The 21,810-nt window shown below is 41.5% G+C and carries 20 protein-coding genes; 8 read left to right on the top strand and 12 right to left on the bottom strand.

Going from position 1 to position 21,810, the window contains the following annotated elements; genetic code table 11:
* The first annotated feature begins 94 nt into the window (after positions 1-94).
* The 4 genes from IM473_RS02105 (at position 95) to IM473_RS02120 (ending at position 4,533) form a co-directional block, all read left to right on the top strand.
* On the top strand, positions 95-1,039 hold the full coding sequence (locus IM473_RS02105) for an NAD(P)/FAD-dependent oxidoreductase (RefSeq protein ID WP_287657080.1): 945 nt from the start codon (positions 95-97) through the stop codon (positions 1,037-1,039).
* 98 nt (positions 1,040-1,137) lie between these two features.
* Positions 1,138-1,392, top strand: a complete 255-nt coding sequence (locus IM473_RS02110; protein ID WP_002740468.1) for a DUF7219 family protein — start codon at positions 1,138-1,140, stop codon at positions 1,390-1,392.
* A gap of 378 nt (positions 1,393-1,770) precedes the next feature.
* Positions 1,771-3,834: an ABC transporter ATP-binding protein/permease gene (locus IM473_RS02115; RefSeq protein ID WP_287657078.1), complete on the top strand. Its 2,064-nt coding sequence runs from the start codon at positions 1,771-1,773 to the stop codon at positions 3,832-3,834.
* A gap of 165 nt (positions 3,835-3,999) precedes the next feature.
* Positions 4,000-4,533 carry a GNAT family N-acetyltransferase gene (locus IM473_RS02120; RefSeq protein WP_012265552.1) on the top strand — a complete coding sequence of 178 codons (534 nt, stop codon included), beginning with the start codon at positions 4,000-4,002 and terminating at the stop codon, positions 4,531-4,533.
* A gap of 353 nt (positions 4,534-4,886) precedes the next feature.
* On the opposite strand, the gene IM473_RS02125 is transcribed toward IM473_RS02120, so the two are convergent.
* The 7 genes from IM473_RS02125 to IM473_RS02155 all read right to left on the bottom strand — a co-directional run bounded on the left by IM473_RS02125 (position 4,887) and on the right by IM473_RS02155 (position 12,622).
* Complete coding sequence (locus IM473_RS02125; RefSeq protein WP_287657075.1) at positions 4,887-5,861, bottom strand: MvdD family ATP-grasp ribosomal peptide maturase; 975 nt, start codon at positions 5,859-5,861, stop codon at positions 4,887-4,889.
* A 112-nt stretch (positions 5,862-5,973) separates the two neighbouring features.
* Positions 5,974-6,951 (bottom strand): MvdC family ATP-grasp ribosomal peptide maturase, encoded by a 978-nt coding sequence (locus IM473_RS02130; RefSeq protein ID WP_287657074.1) that lies wholly within the window; start codon positions 6,949-6,951, stop codon positions 5,974-5,976.
* A gap of 277 nt (positions 6,952-7,228) precedes the next feature.
* On the bottom strand, positions 7,229-7,378 hold the full coding sequence (locus tag IM473_RS02135; protein WP_287657072.1) for a microviridin/marinostatin family tricyclic proteinase inhibitor: 150 nt from the start codon (positions 7,376-7,378) through the stop codon (positions 7,229-7,231).
* Positions 7,379-7,911: 533 nt separating this feature from the next.
* The gene (gene rodA / locus IM473_RS02140) at positions 7,912-9,192 is read right to left on the bottom strand and encodes a rod shape-determining protein RodA (protein WP_287657071.1); all 1,281 of its coding nucleotides are present in this window, start codon (positions 9,190-9,192) and stop codon (positions 7,912-7,914) included.
* Positions 9,193-9,209: 17 nt separating this feature from the next.
* A complete protein-coding gene (locus tag IM473_RS02145) occupies positions 9,210-10,271 on the bottom strand; it encodes an Mrp/NBP35 family ATP-binding protein (RefSeq protein ID WP_287657069.1) in 1,062 nt (353 codons plus the stop codon).
* Between the two features lie 295 nt (positions 10,272-10,566).
* On the bottom strand, positions 10,567-11,358 hold the full coding sequence (locus IM473_RS02150; protein WP_287657066.1) for an MOSC domain-containing protein: 792 nt from the start codon (positions 11,356-11,358) through the stop codon (positions 10,567-10,569).
* The gene (locus IM473_RS02155) at positions 11,345-12,622 is read right to left on the bottom strand and encodes a glycosyltransferase (protein WP_287657064.1); all 1,278 of its coding nucleotides are present in this window, start codon (positions 12,620-12,622) and stop codon (positions 11,345-11,347) included. Before IM473_RS02155 ends, IM473_RS02150 begins: the two co-directional genes overlap by 14 nt.
* A gap of 165 nt (positions 12,623-12,787) precedes the next feature.
* Here IM473_RS02155 and IM473_RS02160 point away from each other — a divergent pair, with 165 nt between their 5' ends.
* Positions 12,788-13,948: a glycosyltransferase family protein gene (locus tag IM473_RS02160; RefSeq protein WP_287657061.1), complete on the top strand. Its 1,161-nt coding sequence runs from the start codon at positions 12,788-12,790 to the stop codon at positions 13,946-13,948.
* On the opposite strand, the gene IM473_RS02165 is transcribed toward IM473_RS02160, so the two are convergent.
* Both IM473_RS02165 and IM473_RS02170 read right to left on the bottom strand, forming a co-directional pair.
* Entirely contained in the window at positions 13,945-15,261 is a 1,317-nt protein-coding gene (locus IM473_RS02165) for an AtzE family amidohydrolase (RefSeq protein WP_287657059.1), read from the bottom strand. The genes IM473_RS02160 and IM473_RS02165 overlap by 4 nt on opposite strands.
* A complete protein-coding gene (locus IM473_RS02170) occupies positions 15,258-15,434 on the bottom strand; it encodes a DUF4089 domain-containing protein (RefSeq protein ID WP_002740449.1) in 177 nt (58 codons plus the stop codon). Before IM473_RS02170 ends, IM473_RS02165 begins: the two co-directional genes overlap by 4 nt.
* A gap of 348 nt (positions 15,435-15,782) precedes the next feature.
* Here IM473_RS02170 and IM473_RS02175 point away from each other — a divergent pair, with 348 nt between their 5' ends.
* From IM473_RS02175 to IM473_RS02185, 3 genes are all read left to right on the top strand, one after another.
* Positions 15,783-17,384, top strand: a complete 1,602-nt coding sequence (locus IM473_RS02175) for a B12-binding domain-containing radical SAM protein (protein WP_287657056.1) — start codon at positions 15,783-15,785, stop codon at positions 17,382-17,384.
* A gap of 191 nt (positions 17,385-17,575) precedes the next feature.
* On the top strand, positions 17,576-18,991 hold the full coding sequence (locus IM473_RS02180; RefSeq protein WP_287657054.1) for an ABC transporter substrate-binding protein: 1,416 nt from the start codon (positions 17,576-17,578) through the stop codon (positions 18,989-18,991).
* 27 nt (positions 18,992-19,018) lie between these two features.
* Complete coding sequence (locus IM473_RS02185) at positions 19,019-19,744, top strand: WecB/TagA/CpsF family glycosyltransferase (RefSeq protein ID WP_287657141.1); 726 nt, start codon at positions 19,019-19,021, stop codon at positions 19,742-19,744.
* Between the two features lie 6 nt (positions 19,745-19,750).
* Here the strand turns inward: IM473_RS02185 and ureG are convergent, their stop codons facing one another.
* From ureG to IM473_RS02200, 3 genes are all read right to left on the bottom strand, one after another.
* Complete coding sequence (ureG, locus tag IM473_RS02190; protein WP_287657052.1) at positions 19,751-20,347, bottom strand: urease accessory protein UreG; 597 nt, start codon at positions 20,345-20,347, stop codon at positions 19,751-19,753.
* Positions 20,348-20,522: 175 nt separating this feature from the next.
* Complete coding sequence (locus tag IM473_RS02195; RefSeq protein ID WP_287657050.1) at positions 20,523-21,110, bottom strand: Maf family protein; 588 nt, start codon at positions 21,108-21,110, stop codon at positions 20,523-20,525.
* A gap of 135 nt (positions 21,111-21,245) precedes the next feature.
* On the bottom strand, positions 21,246-21,659 hold the full coding sequence (locus IM473_RS02200; protein ID WP_287657047.1) for a hypothetical protein: 414 nt from the start codon (positions 21,657-21,659) through the stop codon (positions 21,246-21,248).
* Positions 21,660-21,810 lie beyond the last annotated feature (151 nt).

The raw sequence follows: 21,810 nt of genomic DNA on the forward strand, positions 1-21,810 counted from the left end.
GGTTTGTCCTCCTCAGCCCCAATAATCAACTTAGTTTCGCTAGTGCTGATTACTACTAATATTAACTCAAGGGTTCACAGGATTAGGAAGGCTAGTGACAAATTTTTCGATTAAGGTTGGGATCATTGGTGCGGGTTTAGCCGGGTTAACCTGCGCTCGTCAGTTGTGCGATCGAGGTTATACTGTTAAGCTATTTGATAAGTCTAGAGGCATTGGTGGTCGTTTAGCCACGCGACGGGTTAATCGAGCCAATCAAGAGATGGCTGTGGATCATGGCTTGCCTTTTTTGACTATTCAGGGCGAAAAAACGGCGGCTTTAATTGATAATCTCCTGAGAGAGAATATAGTTACTTCTTGGTTTGATTCTAGCTATGTTGCTCCTTCTGGCATGAATAGCGTGGCGAAATTTTTAGCTAAAGGTTTAGAAATTGAACGAGATTTTCTGGTTACTCGTCTGGAAAATCGTCAAGAAAAATGGGTTTTAAACAATAACGGTCAAATTCGGGGAGAGTTTTCGGCGATTGTCCTGGCTATTCCCGCCCCGCAAGCGGCGTTATTGTTAGAAAACTCTCATATAACTACTATGCCAGAATTGCGATCAATCGTTTACGATCCCTGTTTAACGGTAATGGCGGGTTATGGCGATTCTTTACCCGCAGTTGCTCCCTCCACCGCTATCGCTTGGTTAGGACTTGATAGCAGTAAACGGCAATCATCCCCTGATTATGTCTTTGTTGTGCATAGTAGTGCCGATTTTGCGGTTAAATATCTCGATAGCGAGGATTTAGAAGCAGTTAAGCTAGATTTGCTCGCTCGCGCTTCTTTGCCTCTCCCCGATTGGTCTCAGCTGCACCGTTGGCGTTATGCTTTAGTCCGTCAGGGTTTAGCTGTACCCTGTTTAAGTGTTAATAGTCCTTTACCTCTAGTTGCCTGTGGTGATTGGTGTCAAGGGGGAGATTTATCGAGAAATTCTTCCCTAGAAACGGCCTTAACTTCTGGGATAGCGGCAGCTAATCAAGTTCAGCAGCTACTCTCTTAAGAATCTAGAGACAGGTTTAAATTCTTAGGTTAAGCATAAGTTAACAAAAGTTTAAATATATAATAATGTAGATATCCTATACTGGGGGGTCGGTAACAATGGAAAAATTCAATTCTAAAGATAACTTTCTCTACCCTAAAACCAGCTACAGGGGTTTATTCACGCCACAAAATTTAGTTTTTAACGCTAACTTGCAGGAATTCGCCTTGAGAGTCTCTTTTATCGCTGGTTTACACAGTGGGGGAAAGCTTACCTCCACGGAAGCTTACGAGAAAATTAACCAGCTTTGGCAAGAGTTGAATACCAGTCAAAAATTCCTACTAGCTAATCATTTTGAGGATCACGGAGATTGAGAGATGGGGTTTTTCAGTGACCAGTAAACAGCATCTAGACTGCCACAGTAACAAAAGTGGGTCAAGTAGTTATTAGTTATCTCAGAGCTTTCTCGCCATAGTTGGCAGTATTCTGAGAGACTGGGACTGGGTAAGTAGCGACTAATTCCGGTTTAGTCGTCAGAATCGAATATTCACAAGACTGCGGATTGTCCATCCGCTCCTGAGCATTTCGGCAGATGACTTAAGGTGATTTTGAGAGCATCAACGACCGGATCATAGGTCACTTTCGTCTTCGAGATAAAAATGTTACCAAAAGACAAAAACGGGTAATTCTCCCGCTACAATGTGATATTGAGTTGTCAAGAGAACAGTAAAAGAACTGCCAATTGCATCTAGATGCCCCAATATACTACTAAACAAGCAACGGAAAACCCTGTTGTGTCCGACCAGTCCGCCAAGAATCCCTTTTCACTATTTGGTCAATTTTGGGAAAGCCTAAAAATTGTGGCTCAACCCTATTGGTATCCAACGGAGTTAAATGGACGTGCCTTTGGAGATGTGATCATTTCTTGGGGAATGTCAGCTTTGATCCTTTTAAGTATCTTGGCAACGGTGGGGGTAGAAGCTTTTAGTAGCTACTGGAATCGTTATGTACTCGATATTATTATTGAAGATAGAGACCTTTCTAAATATCTCAATACGCTGTGGTTATCCAGTTTGTTGATTATATTAACAACGGGGTTATTTGCTTTTTCTCAATTTATTCGTCGTCAAGTGGCATTGGATTGGTATAAGTGGTTAACCAAACAAACCGTTAAAAAATATCTCAATTATCGCGCTTATTATAACATTGATTTTACCTCGAACTTAAAAAATCCCGATCAAAGATTATCTCAAGAAATTGAACCAATTACGACCATGACCATGAGGTTGTTAATCACCTTCGTGGAAAAAGGGTTACAAATGATTACTTTTGCGATTATTCTTTGGACAATTTCTCGGCAAATTGCGGTTTATCTAATAATTTATACGATCGCAGGAAATTTAATAGCAATTTATCTAACTCAAGAATTAAACAAAATTAATCAATCTGAACTTAATGATAAGGCGGATTATAGTTATGCTTTAACTCATGTGCGTAACCACGCCGAATCCATTGCTTTTTTTCAGGGAGAAGAGCAGGAAGAAAAAATCATTGAAGGCCGTTTTGAACGGGTTATTCAAAGCTCGGAAAACCTGATAAATTGGGAACGGTTTAATAATATTTTTAATCGAGGCTATCAGTCAGCAATTAGTGTATTTTCAATGTTTATTTTGACCCCTATGTTTATTCAAAATGAAATCGATTATGGGGAAATTAGTCAAGCGAGTTTATGCTGTTTCCTTTTTTCTAATGCCTTGGGACAATTAATTACTGAATGGGGAACATCGGGTAAAGTTTCAAGTTATATTGAACGGTTAGCTACCTTGACAGATGCCTTAAAAGTTGCTAGTGAAGAGCCGAAAAACTTAAGTCGTATTATCACCCTGGAAGATAATCGTCTAGCTTTTGAAAATTTTACCCTACAAACTCCCGATTATGAAAAGGTAATTGTGGAAAATTTATCGGTTTCTGTCCCTTTGGGAGAAAGCTTACTGATTATTGGCCCCAGTGGTCGAGGAAAAAGTTCCTTGTTACGAGCAATCGCCGGTTTATGGAAAGCAGGTAGTGGTCGTTTAGTTCGTCCTCCTTTAGCTAAAATGTTATTTTTACCCCAACGTCCTTATATTATCCTTGGCACTTTACGCCAGCAATTACTTTATCCCCATACCAATGAGCAGGTGAGCGATGAAGAATTAGAAAACATCTTAAAAAAAGTCAACCTGCAACATTTATTAACTGACAAAAATACCTTGGATAAACAAGTCAATTGGGAACAGATTTTATCCCTCGGAGAACAACAAAGATTAGCTTTTGCTCGACTATTAATCACTAAACCTACCTTTACTATCTTAGATGAAGCAACCAGCGCTTTAGATTTGGCCAATGAAGCCAGCTTATATCAGCAATTACAGGAAAGTGAAACCACTTTTATTAGTGTTGGTCATCGGGAAAGTTTATTTAATTATCATCGATGGGTCTTAGAGTTAACAGAAAATTCCCATTGGCAGCTGTCAACTGTAGAAGATTATCAGCGCAAAAAAGTGAATAACCTAGTGATGATGTCAAAAAAATCAGAAAATTTTTCGGCGGTAAAAATAGAGCCTTTGTCTGAGGTTAAAACTGAGCATGATGCGGAAATTGCAGGAATTTCTGAAATAGCCGAAGGTTTGTCCCATCAACAAATGCAGTCCCTAACTGATTATTCTTTAAGTAACGTTCGGAGTCGTGCCAGTTTAGGTAAAATCATTACTGCCAAAGATGGTTTTAATTATCGTTACGATAAAGACCCAAAAGCCTTAAAATGGGTGAGAATATAGCTAATGGGGTGACAAACAGATTGAAAGTGATACAGGGTATGAGGTGTGGTGGGTAGGGAAAATTTTTCAGACTTCCCCCTCTCAGGAGAACTAGAGAATGAGGTTTTTGCTGGGTAAGTTGATTAACAAGCTACTAACTGATAACTGGTATAGGAATTTTATCAAATGAAAGCACTGGAAAAACTGGTGACGGAACGATTATATTTAGTCCCCTTCAAGCTTGAACTTCTCAAGGCCGCAATTATAGGTATCGATGAATTAGCAACAATTTTGGGGGTAAAAGTTGCAGCTGACTGGGCCGAACAAGAGTTGATTCAAGCTTTCCCTGATATTGCCAATATTTTGCTGCAATTCCCCTTACAAAATGAGTGGGGGTGGGGGAGTTTAATTATTCATCAAACAGAAAATACTCTTATTGGTCATGTGATGATCAAAATTATTCCTGATGTCACAGGTTTACCCACAGATGCTGTAGAAATTGGCTATCAAGTAGCGCCGTTATATCGACGACAAGGCTACGCATCTGAGGCGACAAAAGCAATGATGGACTGGACACTTTCTCAACCTGGTATGCAAACAGTGACCGCCGGCTGCGCTCCCGATAATATAGCTTCAAAGCGAGTTTTAGAAAAAATCGGCATGGATCTGATAGAAGCACGAGAGAAAGTCTTGGTCTGGAAATTAAGTAGGGTTTGCTGAAAAAGTTTGTTGGTGGGGTTAACGGATTTAGTATTACTTCCCACTTGATCACTCAATCCAAGCTTTTGGGGGGTTCTACCCCCCAAACCCCCCGTTGGGGGCGTGGCGCCGCCCCCAAACCCCCCGCGCATTAGTTTTTCGGTGGGATGCTTACACGCAGCCGCTGACGCATCTGTAATAATTTAAGAGTCACTCCCCTTGTAGGAGTATCTCTCCTGATATGTAGCCTATACTCAACGGATTTAGTATGTTGCGTTATTTCAGCCTCTATTTTCAAGTCAGTAGTCGGGGGGGAAATCTGGAGTCAGAGCCTCGTCGATGCGATAAAATACTCTGGCTCTGTCTTTGCCAGTTTATGAGTTGACAAGGATTTCAGCGATTGCCTGGGAGATGGGAAAATAAGGAGGATAAAGTTCTAGCCAGAAAAACTCGCCAACGGGATTAATTTCTAAAAAGATATAACGTTCATCTGGTGTGACAATCATATCAATTGCACCATAATTAAGACCGAAATATTTCACTAATTCTAGTAGTTGTTTTTCAATAGTTTTCGGTAAATCGTAGGGTTGCCATTGTTGATGGAGCGCTCTTCCCTCTTTTCGCCAATCGTAGATAGCGCCGTCTAATTGTTGGGAATTAATCGCCGCCGTAAATATTTGTTCACCGACGATAGTGATGCGTAATTCCAAAGCTTTAGGAATGTTTTCCTGAAAAGTCATTGGACAAAATTGCAAACCTTCCAAATTATCTAGGTCTTCCTTAGTAACAGGACTGGTAAAAACAACCATTTCCTCTTGCTTGTCTCCATAAATAGCAAATTGAGAAAGCATTTTAGTCACAATTCCTGTTGCTTCAAACTCCTGAGCAAATTGCTTGACAGCTTCAGGATTATTAGAAGTTAAAGTCCCCGGAATTAATAAACCTAATTGTTGCGCCACTTGTAACTGCAATTGTTTATGATTGGCATGATCTACCTTAGCAATTGGATCAAGATGAAAGCCAGATAAACTAGCAATCATTCCTCGAATACTTAACCGACATTCCTTAAGAGAAGCTTCGCGAAATTGACTATCCATCCCATCGGGTAATTTTAGTCCGTATCTCATGCGTCGATACCAAACAGAAGAAACTTCTTTTAGCTCTAATTTTTGTTCTCCATCGGTAATAATTCCGCCTTTTTGACCGCCTGAGTAAAGATCAACTTTCACCTCTGTAGGGAAGCGATCAGTATCAAAACGGAAGGCTTTTTTACCCATCGTTTCTATGGCTTTGATTACCAGAGGAATACTTTCATTATCGTGGCTAAAAGTAACAAGTAAAACGGTCATAAATCTCCTTGATGATTTGGGATTTTGGATTGAGAATCCTGATTAGATTTGGGATTAAGAATCTTGATAATCCTAAAATCCTCAAAATCCTGATTAGGTTTTGGTTTGATTTTTAGCCTACTAAAAAATCGGCGATCGCATTGGAAATAGGTAAATCTAAATCCCTTTCTAACATTCCCCACTCACCACCCGGATTAACTTCTAAAAAAACGTATTCTCCCCCAGGAGTTAAGATAAAATCAAATGCCCCAAAATTCAACCCTAAATTAGCCATAAAAATCTGAAGTTGCTGCAATAGTGAATCGGGTAAAGTATGATGTTGCCAAGCACCTGGATTAATACCCGGTCTTCGCCAATCTACGGCTGAATGATTATACTGAGAAGAATCTAAAGCACCCACAAATGTTTGTCCATTAACCACGACAATTCTCAATTCTAATTGTTTGGGAATTTCCGCTTGAAAAACCATGGGACAATAACGTAAAGATTCTGCTTCCTCAAGGTCTTCTGCTTTCACCCTACTGGTATAAAGAAAAAATTCCGGCGACTCCATACTGTGGGCGATCGCAGTTAACAATTTACTCACCATTCGTCCCTGAACCTGGGAAAAAAACTCCCGGGCAGCATCAGGATTATTGGTAACTAAGGTAGGGGGAATAATCAAGCCAACTTCTGAGGCCAAACGAAGTTGTAATAACTTATTTTTAGCCCTCTCAATTTGAGCTAAATTATCTAACCAACGCGCTGACCTTAAACTATCCCAAAAACTAGCCAAAGTCGTCTGGGATTCTCGCACACAAGCCTCCCGAAACTGAGGATCTAAATCCGCTGTTATTTCAGGTTGCCAAATACGTCTTGTCCAAACAGATTGCACCTGTTCACTATCAATAGATTGATGGTTATAGGTTAATTGATAAAAACTTTTTTTACCATTAAATTGGGCTGCTAATTGAACCTCTAAGGGAAATTTATCGGTATCTAAGCGAAAAGGTGTGGCTCCTTTTTTTTCTATCGCCTCAGCCACGCGGTCAATCGTGAAAAAATCGCCGCTATGGGTCAACAATAAAACAACTTTAGGCGATTCTTTCATGTCAATTGCAAATCCCTATATTTTAACCCATTTTAAGGCTTTTGGGCGGATATTTATCGAGAAGAATCTCAATAAAAGGCGGAAAAAATTGCTGCTTTTGCTTAACTAATTGCAGTATTTGTTTTTTTCTTGAGTAATTACTAAAGTTACTTTACAGCACTTCTCAGGATCTCAACGTATAGTTTTTTGGCTGCGAGCCTTGCTTAGTGGAGCTTTTAGCTTTTTGTCTGTACGGTGTAATCAAGAAAAGTGCTGCAATTACTCATGTAACCTGAGTTTAATACTCTTCCCAGTCAGAAGGGAATTTGCGTGTATTGAACTCAGGCTCAGGGGAAGGAGACTTGATGGAAGATTCCTCTTTGCTTACGGACAAGAAACGAGCAAAGAAAGGATGTGCTTTACCTTGTTGATCGTTGGGATATGCCATTGTTATTCCTCTGGTAATTTCGAGTGAATAGGTTTAATCACTCAGACAAAACTAACAACCTGTACTAAACCTTGAAAGCTTTGCTGTGCATGGCTTTCAGAATTGGGATTGTGCAAATAATTTGCTTTTATTTGGGTGATGGGAAACATCATAAGCACTAATCTGGCCAATGTCAAGCACTTAAGAAAAATTTCAGAAAAATTTCCGCTAAATCCGACATTCAGCACATCTTCATATACTTTTATATATTTTTACATTCCCCAAGATGTTTTAACGAAAAACCTTGATTGTAGAAACTACTATTGAGAACATTTTCAATAATTGATTTTTTCTGAGAAAAAAATTGACAATTCTTCACCTTGATCAAAATCCATCATTGTAGTTATAATTCTTACTGGCAAGGGTTTGGAAGGAATATATTAGTAAAAATCATCAATTGAATGTTAAGAAGTGCGGAAAGTGGAATTTAATACTCCACACTTAAAACTCAAATCTGATAACTGATCACTGATAACTGATATATGTACAACTACTTAGTACAAACGCTTACGGGGGCGATAATTAGCCACGGATTCCACTAAACCCAAGGCGATAAAATTGGTTAATAAAGATGAACGTCCATAGCTTAACCAGGGTAAAGGAATCCCTGTAATCGGGGCTAATCCCACGGTCATGCTAATATTAAGAATTGCCTGAAAAGCGATCATTGAGAGAACACCGATCGCTATTAAAGAACCAAAGTTTTCTTTAGCAGTATTAGCAATGACTAACAAACGCCAACAGATTAACCAGAAAGTTATTAAAACCAAAATACTGCCGACAAAACCGAGTTCTTCCCCGACTACGGAGAAGATAAAATCGGTGTGTTGTTCGGGAATAAAATTTAATTGGGTTTGGGTGCCTTGGTGTAATCCCCGTCCCAATAATTCTCCCGATCCGATGGCAATGCGGGATTGAATTAATTGATAACCTCCCCCCAAAGGATTCTTTTCTGGGTCAAGAAATAGGGTTAAACGATCTTTTTGATATTCTTTTAATAAACCCCAAAAAACCTCGCCCAATTTACCCACTGCTAGATTAGTTGCCACCACGATGAAAGTAGATAAAAAACGGTAGGGAAGGGTAAACCAAGCAAGGACACCGATGATAATTGCTAAAACAATCCAAGCAGGAAAAAGTAAATTAAACAGAAAAACCGATGGGAGGGGAGATAACAGGATAATCATCCAAGGGAGTTTCGCATTTGCCCAGTAAATCATGCCTAGGGTAATTGCCCCAAAGACTAATCCTGTCCCCAAGTCCGGCTGCGCCATAATTAACACCCAGGGGATGGCAGTGACGGCAAATACACGAGCGATCGCAAAAAGATTATCGGCGGGACGATGATGTAGGAGGGCTGCCAGGGTGATAATTAAACCTACCTTGGCAAATTCCGACGGTTGCACGTTAAAACTGCCGATATTAATCCAACTTTGCGCCCCATTCGCCGTCACCCCTAGGACAATTACCGCAATTAGGGAGAGATTGGTGACAAGATAGGTTAACCAGTGCCATTTCAGCAGACTTTCGTAACGACAACGGGCCAGAAATACAGCGATCGCCACTCCCCCGGCACCGAATAACCAGTGTTGCCACCAGTCGAGAGCGGTGGTGTTCCTTTCGGCACTACGAATCATTAAACCACCGAAAACGGTTAAAACCGTCACCAAAACGAACAAAAGCCAATCAATTTGGGCTATATCCCGGAAAATGAAGCTAAACTGCTCACCAAAACCGCTTAGTTTCCTACTAATAAGGGACTGTCTTCTCACCATTTCTCTCCCCACATTTATTAACTATAGGCTGCTACGGATACTTTCGCCGCTACCTGACGAGCGATCGCTATCAGGGCTTTAGCTGAGGCCGATTCCGGTTGCCCCAAAACCACTGGTACACCGGCATCACCACCTTCCCGTAGGGCTATCTCCAGAGGCACACATCCCAGTAAAGGAATGCCCAATTCTTGCGAGGTTTTTTCCCCACCACCGGACCCAAATAGATCATAGGAGCGATCGGGCTGATCGGGAGGGATAAAATAACTCATATTTTCCACGATACCCAAAACCCGCGCCCCTAGCTGTTGGAACATTTTTAAACCCCGACGCGCATCAATTAAAGAAACCGTCTGGGGAGTGGTGACAATCACCGCACCGGCTAGGGGGACCGATTGAATTAAAGTTAATTGTGCATCCCCGGTACCGGGAGGCATATCGACGATTAAATAGTCTAAATCGCCCCAATTGACTTGATAGAGAAACTGACGGATAATGCCGTTTAACATCGGACCGCGCCAGATTACCGGTTGATCGGGGTTGATCAAAAAGCCCATGGAAACCATTTTGATGCCATGGTTGAAAGCGGGTTCCAATATCTCGCCATTTGCGCCCTGTACCGTCACTTGTGCGTCATTTAAGCCCAACATTGTCGGGGCGTTGGGGCCGTAGATGTCCGCGTCTAATAGCCCCACTTTTGCCCCTAAATGGGCCAAGGCGACGGCGATATTGACAGCCACGGTACTTTTTCCCACACCGCCCTTACCACTGGAAACGGCGATAATATTTTTAACCCCCTCCACACCTTGGCGATCGGGTAAAGCTTTTTGTTGCGGGGTTTCGGCAGTTACTGCCACGGCGACACTTTCCACCCCGGGCAGCTGTTTAACAGCTTTTTGGCAGTCTTCAACGATAAATTCGCGCAAAGGACAGGCAGGAGTGGTCAAAACTAGGGTAAAGCTAACTTTTCCGCCATCGATCGCCACATTGCGGATCATGTTCAATTCCACTAGGCTTTTTTGCAGTTCCGGATCTTGAACGGGACGTAATACTTCTAAAATCGATGCGGTATCAAGGGGCATGGTTTCAGTGTCTCTAGTCAAGTATTGTTCTTATGGTTATTTATCTTAACCTTGATACCCGCACAGTTATCAGTGGCGAGTGGGGAGTTTTTTGCTGTGAACAGTGAACAGTAAGTAGTCGTGCAAAATTAATTTCCTAGTGAAGATAGGCAAGAGGCAAAAGGCAATAGGCAAGAGCGGGGTTAGATATGTGTAATTAATTTTGCTTAGGTACTTAATCAGTGAACTGAAAGCTCACATCTGATAACTGATAACTGATAACTGATAACCTCTATCCCCCTATATCTCTAGATCTCTAGATTACGGTAATAGGATCGCCGACTTTAATTGTACCTGTCTTTTCGGGGATGACATTTTCTCCGAACATGATGCCTCCGGGGAAACGGCGAAAAGTGCTTAAGGTTTTTAAAGGTTCTTGCTGGGGATTTCTCCTACCTGTTTCTTGATCGGTGGTGGTGATAATACAGCGACTACAGGGTTTAACCAGAGCATAATTTATCTCTCCAATTGTGATCTTTTGCCAACTACTTTCGCTAAAAGCTCGATCGCTACTAATAACAATATTAGGACGAAAACGATTCATCGGCACCGGTGCAACTAAACGCTGATTTAAGTCCTCTAAAGAAGCAGTATTAGTTAATAAAATTGGATAACCATCGGCAAAGCTGACGGGAGTATGATCATTCCCTGCATAGCGAGGATTCGCAGGACGTGGATAATCGGGAGATTGTCGCACTAAACGACAGGGAATGTCGAGAATTTTCTGGAACCATTCGGCAATTTCATCCCCTTGATCCATGGCTATGGTTTGAGATTCCCAGATTTGAACAGCTCTTTTTTCTCCTGTGAAATTAGGCTGAAAAGTCAGGGAATCTTGAGATGTTTTCAGAGAAAGTTTATCTCCTGTAATCGTGACAGAAACGGTGGCTAACTGCGGATATTCTCTTTGGGTGATAAATTTACCCTTGCCATCCACTAACATCATTTCTCGATCCCAGAGTAAACCTTTAGGAGTCACTTCAGATTGGGATAATTGAATACCTCGACAGGATTTAATCGGGTAGATATAGAGATCAATAACCGGCATTTTCTTTCAGTAGTTCTACATATTTTTTGGCCACATCTTTCCAAGTCCAGAGATTAACTTTATTGGGAATATCTTCGGGTAACAAGCGAGGAATTGGATTGAGGATAAATTGTTCTAAACAGTTGGCTAAACTGTCCGCATCTCCCCTAGGATAGAATTGCACTCTTTCGGGACAATTATATAATTCTACCTGTTCTTGAAACACTTCTAAATCGGAAGCGATAACGGGAATGCCTTGTAAAATGGCTTCCGCTATTGCCAATCCAAAACCTTCGTATTTTGAGGGAAATACCACAGAGGAACAGGTTTGATAATAAAACTGCAAGGTTTCATAGTCTTGATAACCTAATCCCTTGATATGACTCTCGAAAATTTCTTTATTTTCCCGATAAAGTCTGGTACATTCTTTGAGATAATCTTGGTATTCTTGGGTTTTGGACTGTTGAGACAATTGCAGATTTCCACTAACTAGATTATCGGTTTCTTTACCGATCAAAACTATTTGAAATTTTAAACCTTGTTTCGCTAGTTTAATGGCTGCTTTAAGTAAAGTCAGATGATCTTTGTAGATGCCAAAAGAGGAGGGAAAATAAAAAGTAACTAGCTCACTTTTGACTAAATTACTCTTGGGATGAGACTGCTCGACAAATCCTGCTAAGGGTACAGCTTTTAATTTACTAGCATAGGTAGCATTGGGGAAAACTTTTAAAACATCGTCTTTAGTTTTTTGGGAAATTGTGAAGAGTAGATCGGCCTTATCTAACCATTCTTTTAACGCTTCATTGTATGGTTCTTGATAGGATTCTGAGTAAGTTAAGGGAGCAAATTGCCAAAAGACATCATAAATAATGCCACTTAAAGTAACGTTGACATTAGGGGGAGAAATCCGATTAGTCATCCCATACAAACAGTGATCAGCTTGGTAACGCTTGATAATCTGGTTAATTCTTGATTCGATGCGTAAAAATTCAATTCTACGAGAGAAAAGACGATGAATATAATTCAGTCTTAGGGTTTTGTAAAAATTCGCTATAAGACCATAAAAATAGATTAATTTTGTCTCAAAACTCTGGGGATAAAAATCAAAATTTTCGTAGATAAGTTTATCGCAATCGGGCATTAAAGACTTAAAATATTCAATATCATTACGAGGGAGGATGATAATAATTTGTTCGACGTATTCTAATAAGCTAGGTATTAAAGAGATAATGACTCTTTCTACTCCTCCTTTGCGATAAAACACGATCGGGATGACAATTTTCATAGATTTTCTTGCAGATAGATATCAATAAAAAGATTGATTTTTGACTTGAACCTATTATATGATAGGCTCGAATTGTTCTACTGAGTCGAGAAATCGAGTTAAATTCAAGGAACTAAGACTCTATCACCCATCGCCCCTATTTTCCCTCGATCTTGGAGAAAAAGAGTGTCACAAGCTACTCCATCCCTACAATCTAATCTCAAACAATGGCTAAGGGCCAGCGCACCTTCCCTATTTCAAATTAAACAGCGTTTGAGCGCCCGTCGTTGGCCGAAAAAATCGATCGTTATTTACACAGAAAAATATCGTCCCATGCTTCCGGCGGAAATTTGGCAACGGGGGGCCAGTGGCACCCAGGCATCGGTGGCTTTTTTAGCGCAGGAATGGACGAAACGCGGCTATAAAGTGACGATTTTCGGCAATTGTGAGGGTATGGAAGGGGAACAGGACGGTATTCGCTATGTTAATTATTACCAGATGAATTGGCAGGATCACTTTGAGACATTGGTGATCTCTCGTCACCCCACCTATTGCCGTCCGGGTACCAAGGCAGAACGAATTTTTTTTGATTGGCAAGATATTAAAGTGCCGGCAGCCTCCTATACCCCAGAAATTTTGGCTAGATATGACAAAATTTTCTGTAAAAGCCAATATCAAAGGGATTTACTGGATTTCTGTGCCGATCATCAATGTCCGATTGTTCCTAACGGTATCGATACTTCCCTTTTGGCTGTAAGTGAGACAGTGCCGGAAAGTGAGTATCTTCCCTATCGTCTAGTCTATGCCTCCCGTTATTATCGCGGCCTAGAGTCGATGTTAAAGCATGGCTGGCCGATTATCAAGGCGGAAATTCCCGCAGCCGAGTTACATCTCTACTATGGTTTTACTAAACGGGATGACTATAGCGATCGCAGGGAATGGCGCGATAATTTAATCGCTTTGATTAAAGCTAGTGCGGGGGTAGTTGATCGCGGAATGATGGGTTATCGTCAACTAATCGAGGAAAAAGCGCGCTCTGCTATTCATTACTACGGTTGCACCTATCGTGAGATCGATTGTATTTCCGTGCGCGAGTCGGCAGTGGTGGGTTGTCTGCCAGTGGTGACGGATTTTGCCGTTTTTCGAGAAAAAGACTACTGTGTGAAAGTACCGGGAGAAGTAACCGATCCCGCTACTCAGGAAGCTATAGCCTGGAAAATTGTCGAATTACTGAAAAATCCCCAGCTTTTGTCCCAAGAGCGCGAAAAATGTCGTCAAATTGCCCTAACTGACACTTGGGAGCGATCGGCCGCCGCTTGGTTAGATGTGATTGAAGCGGATTCTTAGGCAAGCATTTCCTCTAAAACCCTGGCTACCCTTAGGATTAAGTCTTCGCGATCGGGTGCGGCGATGATTTGTAAACCTAAAGGTAGCCGGGATGAACGTTTAATCGGCAAAGAAAGGGCAGGTAAACCGATAAAAGAAAAAGGTTGGGTGAATCTGCCTAAATTAGGTCTAATTAATAGCTCTTGCCCGTCAATAATCATTTTTTCTACTCCTAACGGCGGCGCAATACAGGGAATCGTCGGGGTGAGGATAATATCGACTTCGCTGAAAATCTCTCGCAGACGATCGCGATACCAACGGCGAAAACGTTGAGCCTGTAAATACCAGCTAGAGGGAATTAATGCCCCTGCCAAGAAGCGATCCCGGGTTGCGGGGTCAAAATCCTCTAATCTGGTCTGTAAACGCGGTAAATGCCAATTTGCGCCCTCGGAAGCGGTAATTATATAGGCGGCTGCCCTGGCGCGGGCGGTTTCGGGAATGGTGATTTTTTGGCTCACTCCTAAACGTTCGGCGATCGCTATCACCGCCTCGATTACTTCCGGTTCGGCTCCCTGCTGAAAATAATCATCGGCAAGGGCTATTTTTACGCCCTCTAAGCCATTTAAAGGAGCTTTAAGGTTATTTTTGGCAAAAAGACTCCAAATAGCCGCCATATCCGCCACATTGCCGCTAAAAAATCCCAGATGATCCAAACTACTAACGAACAAAAATAGGCCCTGACGGGATACGCGCCCAAAGGTGGGTTTTAGCCCCACTACGCCACAGCAAGCGGCGGGAACCCTCACCGAACCATTAGTATCGGAACCGAGGGCGAGAGGCACTAAATTAGCGGCAACGGCAGCGGCGGAACCGCCGGAGGATCCCCCCGAGACGCGACTAGGATCGCGGGGGTTGGCAGTGGCCCCATAATGGGCATTTTCGGTGACAAAACCGTAGGCGTACTCATCCATATTGGTCGCCCCCACCAAAACGGCCCCGGCTGCTTCTAGGGTTTGTATAGCGATCGCATCTTGTCCGGCGGCAGGGTGATCTCGATTGATTTTGGAACCGGCAAGGGTGACAATACCCTCGATATCAAAGAGATTTTTGACGGCGAAGGGGACTCCTGCCAAGGGGCCGACGGATTCCCCATTAGCGATCGCTTGATCGATTTTTTGGGCTTGAGCGAGCGCTCTAGGGTGTAAAATGTCGGTAAAGCAATTTAAATGGGTATTTTTCGCCTCTATCCCCGCTAAAGTCCGATTAATAACTTCTAAGGCGCTAGTTTGACGATTTTGGATCGCTCGAGCTAAATTGCTCACAGAAATAGTCATGGTTCAAAGCTGAGGGCGCTTTCCCCGTCATCCTCTAAGGGAAATTCTGTCACTAAACTGGCGATTTCTTGCAAGCGTTGCCAGTTTTCAACCACAGAATTTAAATAGCGATCGGGAATGGTTAAATCTAGGATTTTCGCCATGATTATAACGTATTCTTCTGGGTTATTCATAGATTTCGTTCCGGCTAGAGTGAAGGGGATCAATCGACACCTAGTTAAGCTGTGAAAATTGCTAGGATATAAGAGAAAATCTCCTGTAAATACAATAGCTATCCCTAGGGAGTAAGTATAACTTGAATTTGTTCTTGACCACCGACTCCCTAGGAGCATAACCTGAGATAGGATCCTAAAACTGTATATTGAGATATTTTCCCTTCCTTCACCTCCAGATTAAATTAAACTTATATATGACCAAAAACAAGAGGGAACAAGTCTCCCCTTTCAAGAGAATGACAATTAAAAACTACTGAAGACTGCTGGTAGTCACTGATAACTGGTAACTGATAACTGATAACTGAAATGACCATCTTACAAGACGAAAAACTCCTCTTCACTCCCGCAATACCCCACAGTGATGCCCTTAGAACTATTTTTGCTTTTCCTAATCAGTATTCCGTCGGTATAACCAGTTTAGGTTATCAAATTGTTTGGGCAACTTTAGCCCTGCGATCAGATATACAAGTTAGTCGTTTATTTACGGATTTTCAAGAATCTTTACCCCGTTATCCCGAATTAGTCGGCTTTTCCTTTTCTTGGGAATTAGACTATGTTAATATCCTCTCGCTGTTAGAATCTTTAGAAATTCCCTGTCACAGTCATCAAAGGCAAGATCAGCAGGCGATAATTTTCGGAGGAGGACCAGTTTTAACCGCTAATCCCGAACCTTTTGCCGCTTTTTTTGATGTAATTTTATTGGGAGATGGTGAAAATTTAATTGCTGATTTTATTAATGCCTATCAAGAGGTTAGAAACGCCGATCGCCCGACAAAACTCCGTCATTTAGCCCAGGTTCAGGGGGTGTATGTTCCTAGTTTATATACCGTTAATTATGATAGTCCTGAAGGTGAAATTACGGCAATTCTACCCATAGATAATAATGTTCCTACCTTTGTTAGTAAACAAACCTATCGCAGTAATACCCTTTCAGCTTCTACGGTAGTAACAAAACAAGCGGCATGGGAGAATATTTATATGGTAGAGGTGGTGCGAAGTTGTCCAGAAATGTGCCGTTTTTGTTTGGCTAGTTATCTAACTTTACCCTTTCGTACCGCTAGTTTAGAATCTTTAATTCCCGCCATTGAAAAAGGTTTAAAAGTGACCGATCGCCTGGGTTTATTAGGTGCTTCTGTCAGCCAACATCCTGAATTTGAAACCTTACTCGATTATCTTTTTCAACCAAAATTTGAGGGAGTTAGACTCTCGATCGCTTCAGTTAGAACTAATACTGTCACGGAAAAATTAGCCAGAATTTTATCCCTAAGAGACAGCAAATCAATTACTATTGCCGTAGAAAGTGGTTCCGATCGCTTGCGGGAAATTATCAACAAAAAGTTAGCCAATGATGAAATTATCCAAGCTGCTATTAATGCTAAAGCGGGCGGTTTAAAAGGGATAAAACTCTATGGTATGGTGGGAATACCGGGAGAAGAAGCCGAAGATATTGGGGCAACTGTGGAAATGTTAATAGCCTTAAAAAAAGCCGCCTCTGGACTGCGAATCTCTTTCGGTTGCAGCACCTTTGTGCCTAAATCCCATACTCCTTTTCAGTGGTTTGGAGTTAATAAAATGGCCGAAAAAAGATTAAAATATCTAGAGAAACAATTAGGTAAACAGGGCATAGAATTTCGCCCAGAAAGTTATAATTGGTCAGTGATTCAAGCCCTATTATCTAGAGGCGATCGCCGCTTGACTTCCCTGTTAGAATTAACCCGTGGCTACGGTGATTCTTTAGGCAGTTATAAACGGGCTTTTAAGGAACTAAAAGGACAAATTCCCCCTCTAGATTATTATGTTCATCAACAATGGCGTTTAGAACAGGTTTTACCCTGGAGTCATTTACACGGTCCTTTATCCTCCAATGTTTTAATAAAACATTTAGAAGATTCCCAAACAAAAAGGTAAAGTATCGCTAATAAGCTAAGACGCATTTCAACAATGTCTTGACTATCAGAACCCAAATGAGGTATTCTATCGAGGTAGATCGTATAGTGGTGACATTCAGACTTGAATTAGCATATTAAAAGCAAAAAAATGTTACTTTTATTAACATAAATCTCGATTAAACCATTAATTTAATCTTAGTTGATCAGCCCATGAGCCAGAAAAATGAGACCGTTACCCTGCTTTTAGCCCTGCTGATTACCCTAATATTTTTTGGGGCAGGTGGTTGGTGGTTATACAATCGTTTTCAAGGAAAAAATAACCCAACCAATCTTTCTGAAATCGAGAAAATATCACCAGAGCAAAAATCGGTATCGGCACAAGCAAAATTTAGTCAAGGGGAAAAATTATTAATAGTTGAAGGGGCTTCTTCTGACAAACAAGCCGCCATACAGGCACTCGGAAAAGGAGACTTTCAGCAAGCAGTTTACCTCCTAGAAAAATCCCTGCAAACTAATCAAAATGATCCAGAAGCTCTCATCTACTTAAATAACGCCCGTATTGGTCAAGCTAAGTCCCATAGTATCGCCGTTTCCGTGCCAATTGGTAGCAATGTCAACACCGCCCTAGAAGTTTTACGAGGAGTTGCCCAATCTCAAAATCAAATCAATCAAACTGGAGGAATTAATGGCACTCCTTTAAAAGTTCTCATTGCTGATGATGCTGATAATCCCGAAATTGCCGCTCAAATTGCCCAAAAATTAACGGCTGACAACAGCATTTTAGGAGTAGTAGGACACACTAGCAGTGACACCTCTTTAGCGGCGGCCGCTATCTATCAAAAAGCAGGATTAGTAATGATTTCCCCCATCAGTACCTCAGTTAAACTCTCCAATTTTGGTGACTATATCTTTCGTTCTGTTCCCAGTGATTTTGTGGCGGCACGGGCATTAGCCGAATCTAGCTTACAAAAAATTCCTAACGTCAAAGCAGTGGTATTTTTTAACTCCCAAAGCAATTATAGTCAATCCCTAAAATCTGAATTTACGACCGCTTTAGGATTAGGAGGAGGTCAAGCGGTGAGTGAATTTGATCTATCTTCCCTCACTTTTACCCCTTCTAAAAGCCTCCAACAAGCTCAACAGGAGGGAGCAAATCTAATCGCCCTTCTTGGGGATAGTGGTACCCTAGATAAGGCTTTGCAGGTGGTTCAGATCAATGGCCAAAAATTACCGATTGTGGCGGGTGATGACGTTTATAGCCCCAAAACTCTGGATGTAGGCGGAAAAAATGCCCTTGGCATGATTGTCGCTGTCGCTTGGCATTTGGGGGCTAATCGGAACAATCCTTTTGTGAATAATTCCCGCCAATTGTGGCAAGGAGACGTAAATTGGCGCACTGCTACCGCCTATGACGCTACCCAGGCTTTAATCGCTGGAATTAAGGCAGAATCTAGCCGAGAGGGAGTTCAACAGGCGTTAAGAAGCAGTGATTTTTCTGTTCCAGGGGCGACTAATCCAGTGCGATTTTTACCGTCTGGCGATCGCAATCAATCCGTGCAATTAGTGGTAGTTAAACCAGGTTCTCGTTCTAGTTTTGGGGTAGATTTTGTGCCAATTTCTCGATAAAATGACAACTAAATCAAGATGACTTATATGTTAGAAACTCCCCCCAAATATTCTGTTCTTGGTTTACCGGTTCATCTCCTCGATAACTACAGTCGTTGGTTAATCGATCGCCTCTATCAAGGTTTTGGTTCCCACGTTGTCACTCTTAATGCAGAAATGGCAATGTTAGGGGAAAATGATGCCAAAGTAGCCCAAGTTATTCGGGAAGCAGATTTAGTTATTCCCGACGGCGCGGGGATTGTCATTTACTTAAAATTAAGGGGTAAAAAACAAACCCGCTGCCCCGGTATTGAATTATCAGAATCCTTAATTACTGAGTTAGGAATGCAGGGAGAAAGTTCTCCTATTGCTTTTTTTGGTGGTAAACCGGGGATTACGGAACAAGCGGCAAGTAATTGGCAAAGAAAGATACCTAATATCCGTATTCTGGCTAACCACGGTTATCTATCCTCCCAGGAAATGTCCGATTGGATCGAGGTATTAAAAGATCAACAACCGCGGTTAATTTTAGTTGGTTTGGGAGTACCCCGACAAGAATATTGGATTAGGGAACATCGCCATCTCTGTCCCCAAGCTATCTGGGTAGGTGTGGGGGGCAGTTTTGATATCTGGTCTGGTACAAAAATCCGCGCCCCTCGCTTTTTCTGTGACAATAATTTAGAGTGGTTGTATCGACTCTATCAGGAACCTTGGCGCTGGAAAAGAATGTTAGCTTTACCTAAATTTTTCTGGCGCTCTCTTTTTTATTCCTAGTAATAGTTAGTATAAATTCTTTTCGATAAAGGCAATCACTCGCTCTAATCCTTCCCGTGTTTTTAAGTTGGTGAAGATAAAGGGTTTATCCCCGCGCATCTTTTTGGCATCTCTATCCATCACTCCTAAATCTGCCCCCACCATCGGGGCTAAATCTATTTTATTGATTACCAATAAATCCGATTTGGTGATACCAGGTCCCCCCTTGCGAGGGATTTTATCTCCGGCTGCCACGTCAATCACATAGATGGTTAAATCTACTAATTCGGGGCTAAAGGTTGCCGCTAAATTGTCCCCACCACTTTCCAGAAAAATTAGCTTTAAGTTAGCAAATTTTCTCTCTAACTGTTCAATGGCAACTAAGTTAATTGAGGCATCCTCGCGAATAGCTGTATGGGGACATCCTCCCGTTTCTACTCCTAAAATTCTTTCCGGGTCTAAAGCTTGCGATCGCACTAAAAATTGGGCATCTTCTTGAGTATAAATGTCATTGGTGACTACGGCGATCGGATATTGATCCCGCAAATTTTTACACAGGGCATCGAGCAGGGCTGTTTTTCCTGAACCCACCGGACCGGCAATTCCCACGCGCAAGCAAGACATAGTTTTTTCGGGAAAAAGTGAAAAGGAAAGGGTTAAAAATTTTGGGGCTATCCGATAGAAAAAAGAGGGGTTCGCAGGGCGACACGGATTCCCATTATAATAAAAGGTTAACACAAATCTGAGAATTTGTCAAGCCCTTTTGTCAATAAATTTGGGGAAATTATCGGCAAAAAGATCACCAAAAGTCAGTGATTTGGTAGCCAAAATCCGTTAACATCTGCCTAAATAGGGGTAAACTTAAACCGATAACATTACTGTGACATCCCTCTAATCTTTCTACGAATAAACCCCCCTTTCCTTCTAGGGCAAAACAGCCGGCGCATTTGAGGGCTTCTTCGGTGTCAACATAGGCAATAATTGTTTGATCGTTGATATTGGCAAAGTGAACTTTAGTAATCCCACAACGAGTCAAGGTTTGATGATTAACTCGATCAATTAAAGCATGACCTGTATAGAGTGTACCCACCCGACCGCGCATTTTTTGCCAACGATTGATCGCTTCTGATTTATCCTTGGGTTTGCCATAGACTTCCCCCGCTACTTCTAAGACGGAATCACAACCAAGAATTAATCCTGTATCAAATTGGGGGGCGATCGTTTGCGCTTTACATTGGGCTAAAGTTTGGACAAGATGGAGAGTATCATCAGCATTAATTGTCGATTCATCAAAGTTACTCACTCGCACAATCGGATCGATTCCTACCATTTGTAATAGTTTTTTACGCGCGGGAGAAGCGGAAGCAAGAATCAAGGGAATGGACATAAGTTTTAAAGTAAAAAGTCAAAAGGATAAAAGTTAGGTAGGGTGGGTTAGGTAATGACAAATTATTAGACTTAATTATTAATTTATCTATTTGCCGTAACCCACCATCAGTTATCAGGTTTTTAGCTATTTCTGCTAAGAATTGGCAGGATTTTCGGGGGGAAAATAACGATCTAAAATCTCAACCATGCGTGATTCTCTTTCTTCAATTTTGTCAAATCGATTGTAAAAATCTGACTGAACCTCATAAAAATCCGACATCGATCGAGTTAATTGTCCTAGCAGTTGATCAAGTCCCCGTCTGTCTTTTTCCCATTCTTTTTTAGACTCAGCAAGACTATTAGTTAACGCTTCGATCGATTTAGCGTTAGAATTAGCGATCGCTCTAGTTTCTTTTAATCCCTGATTGGTTTCCTGTAATCCTAATTTAATCTCCTGTAATCCTAATCTAATCTCCTGTAGTCCTGATTTAATCTCCCGTAGTTCTGTTAGGGTATTTTCAGCAAGAGATTCGAGTCTATCTAGTCTATTTTCTTCCGAGTTACTCATATTCAGTTATCAGTTACCAGTTATCAGTTACCAGTAATCAGTAATCAGTTATCAGTTACCAGTTATCAGTTACCACACTCCACTTCCCCACCGATTACTGATCACTGATTACTGTTCACTTTTTTAGGATTCGGTCGTCAGGAGATTACTT

It is taken from the genome of Microcystis sp. M015S2 (genome assembly GCF_020245945.1).
GTDB lineage: Bacteria > Cyanobacteriota > Cyanobacteriia > Cyanobacteriales > Microcystaceae > Microcystis.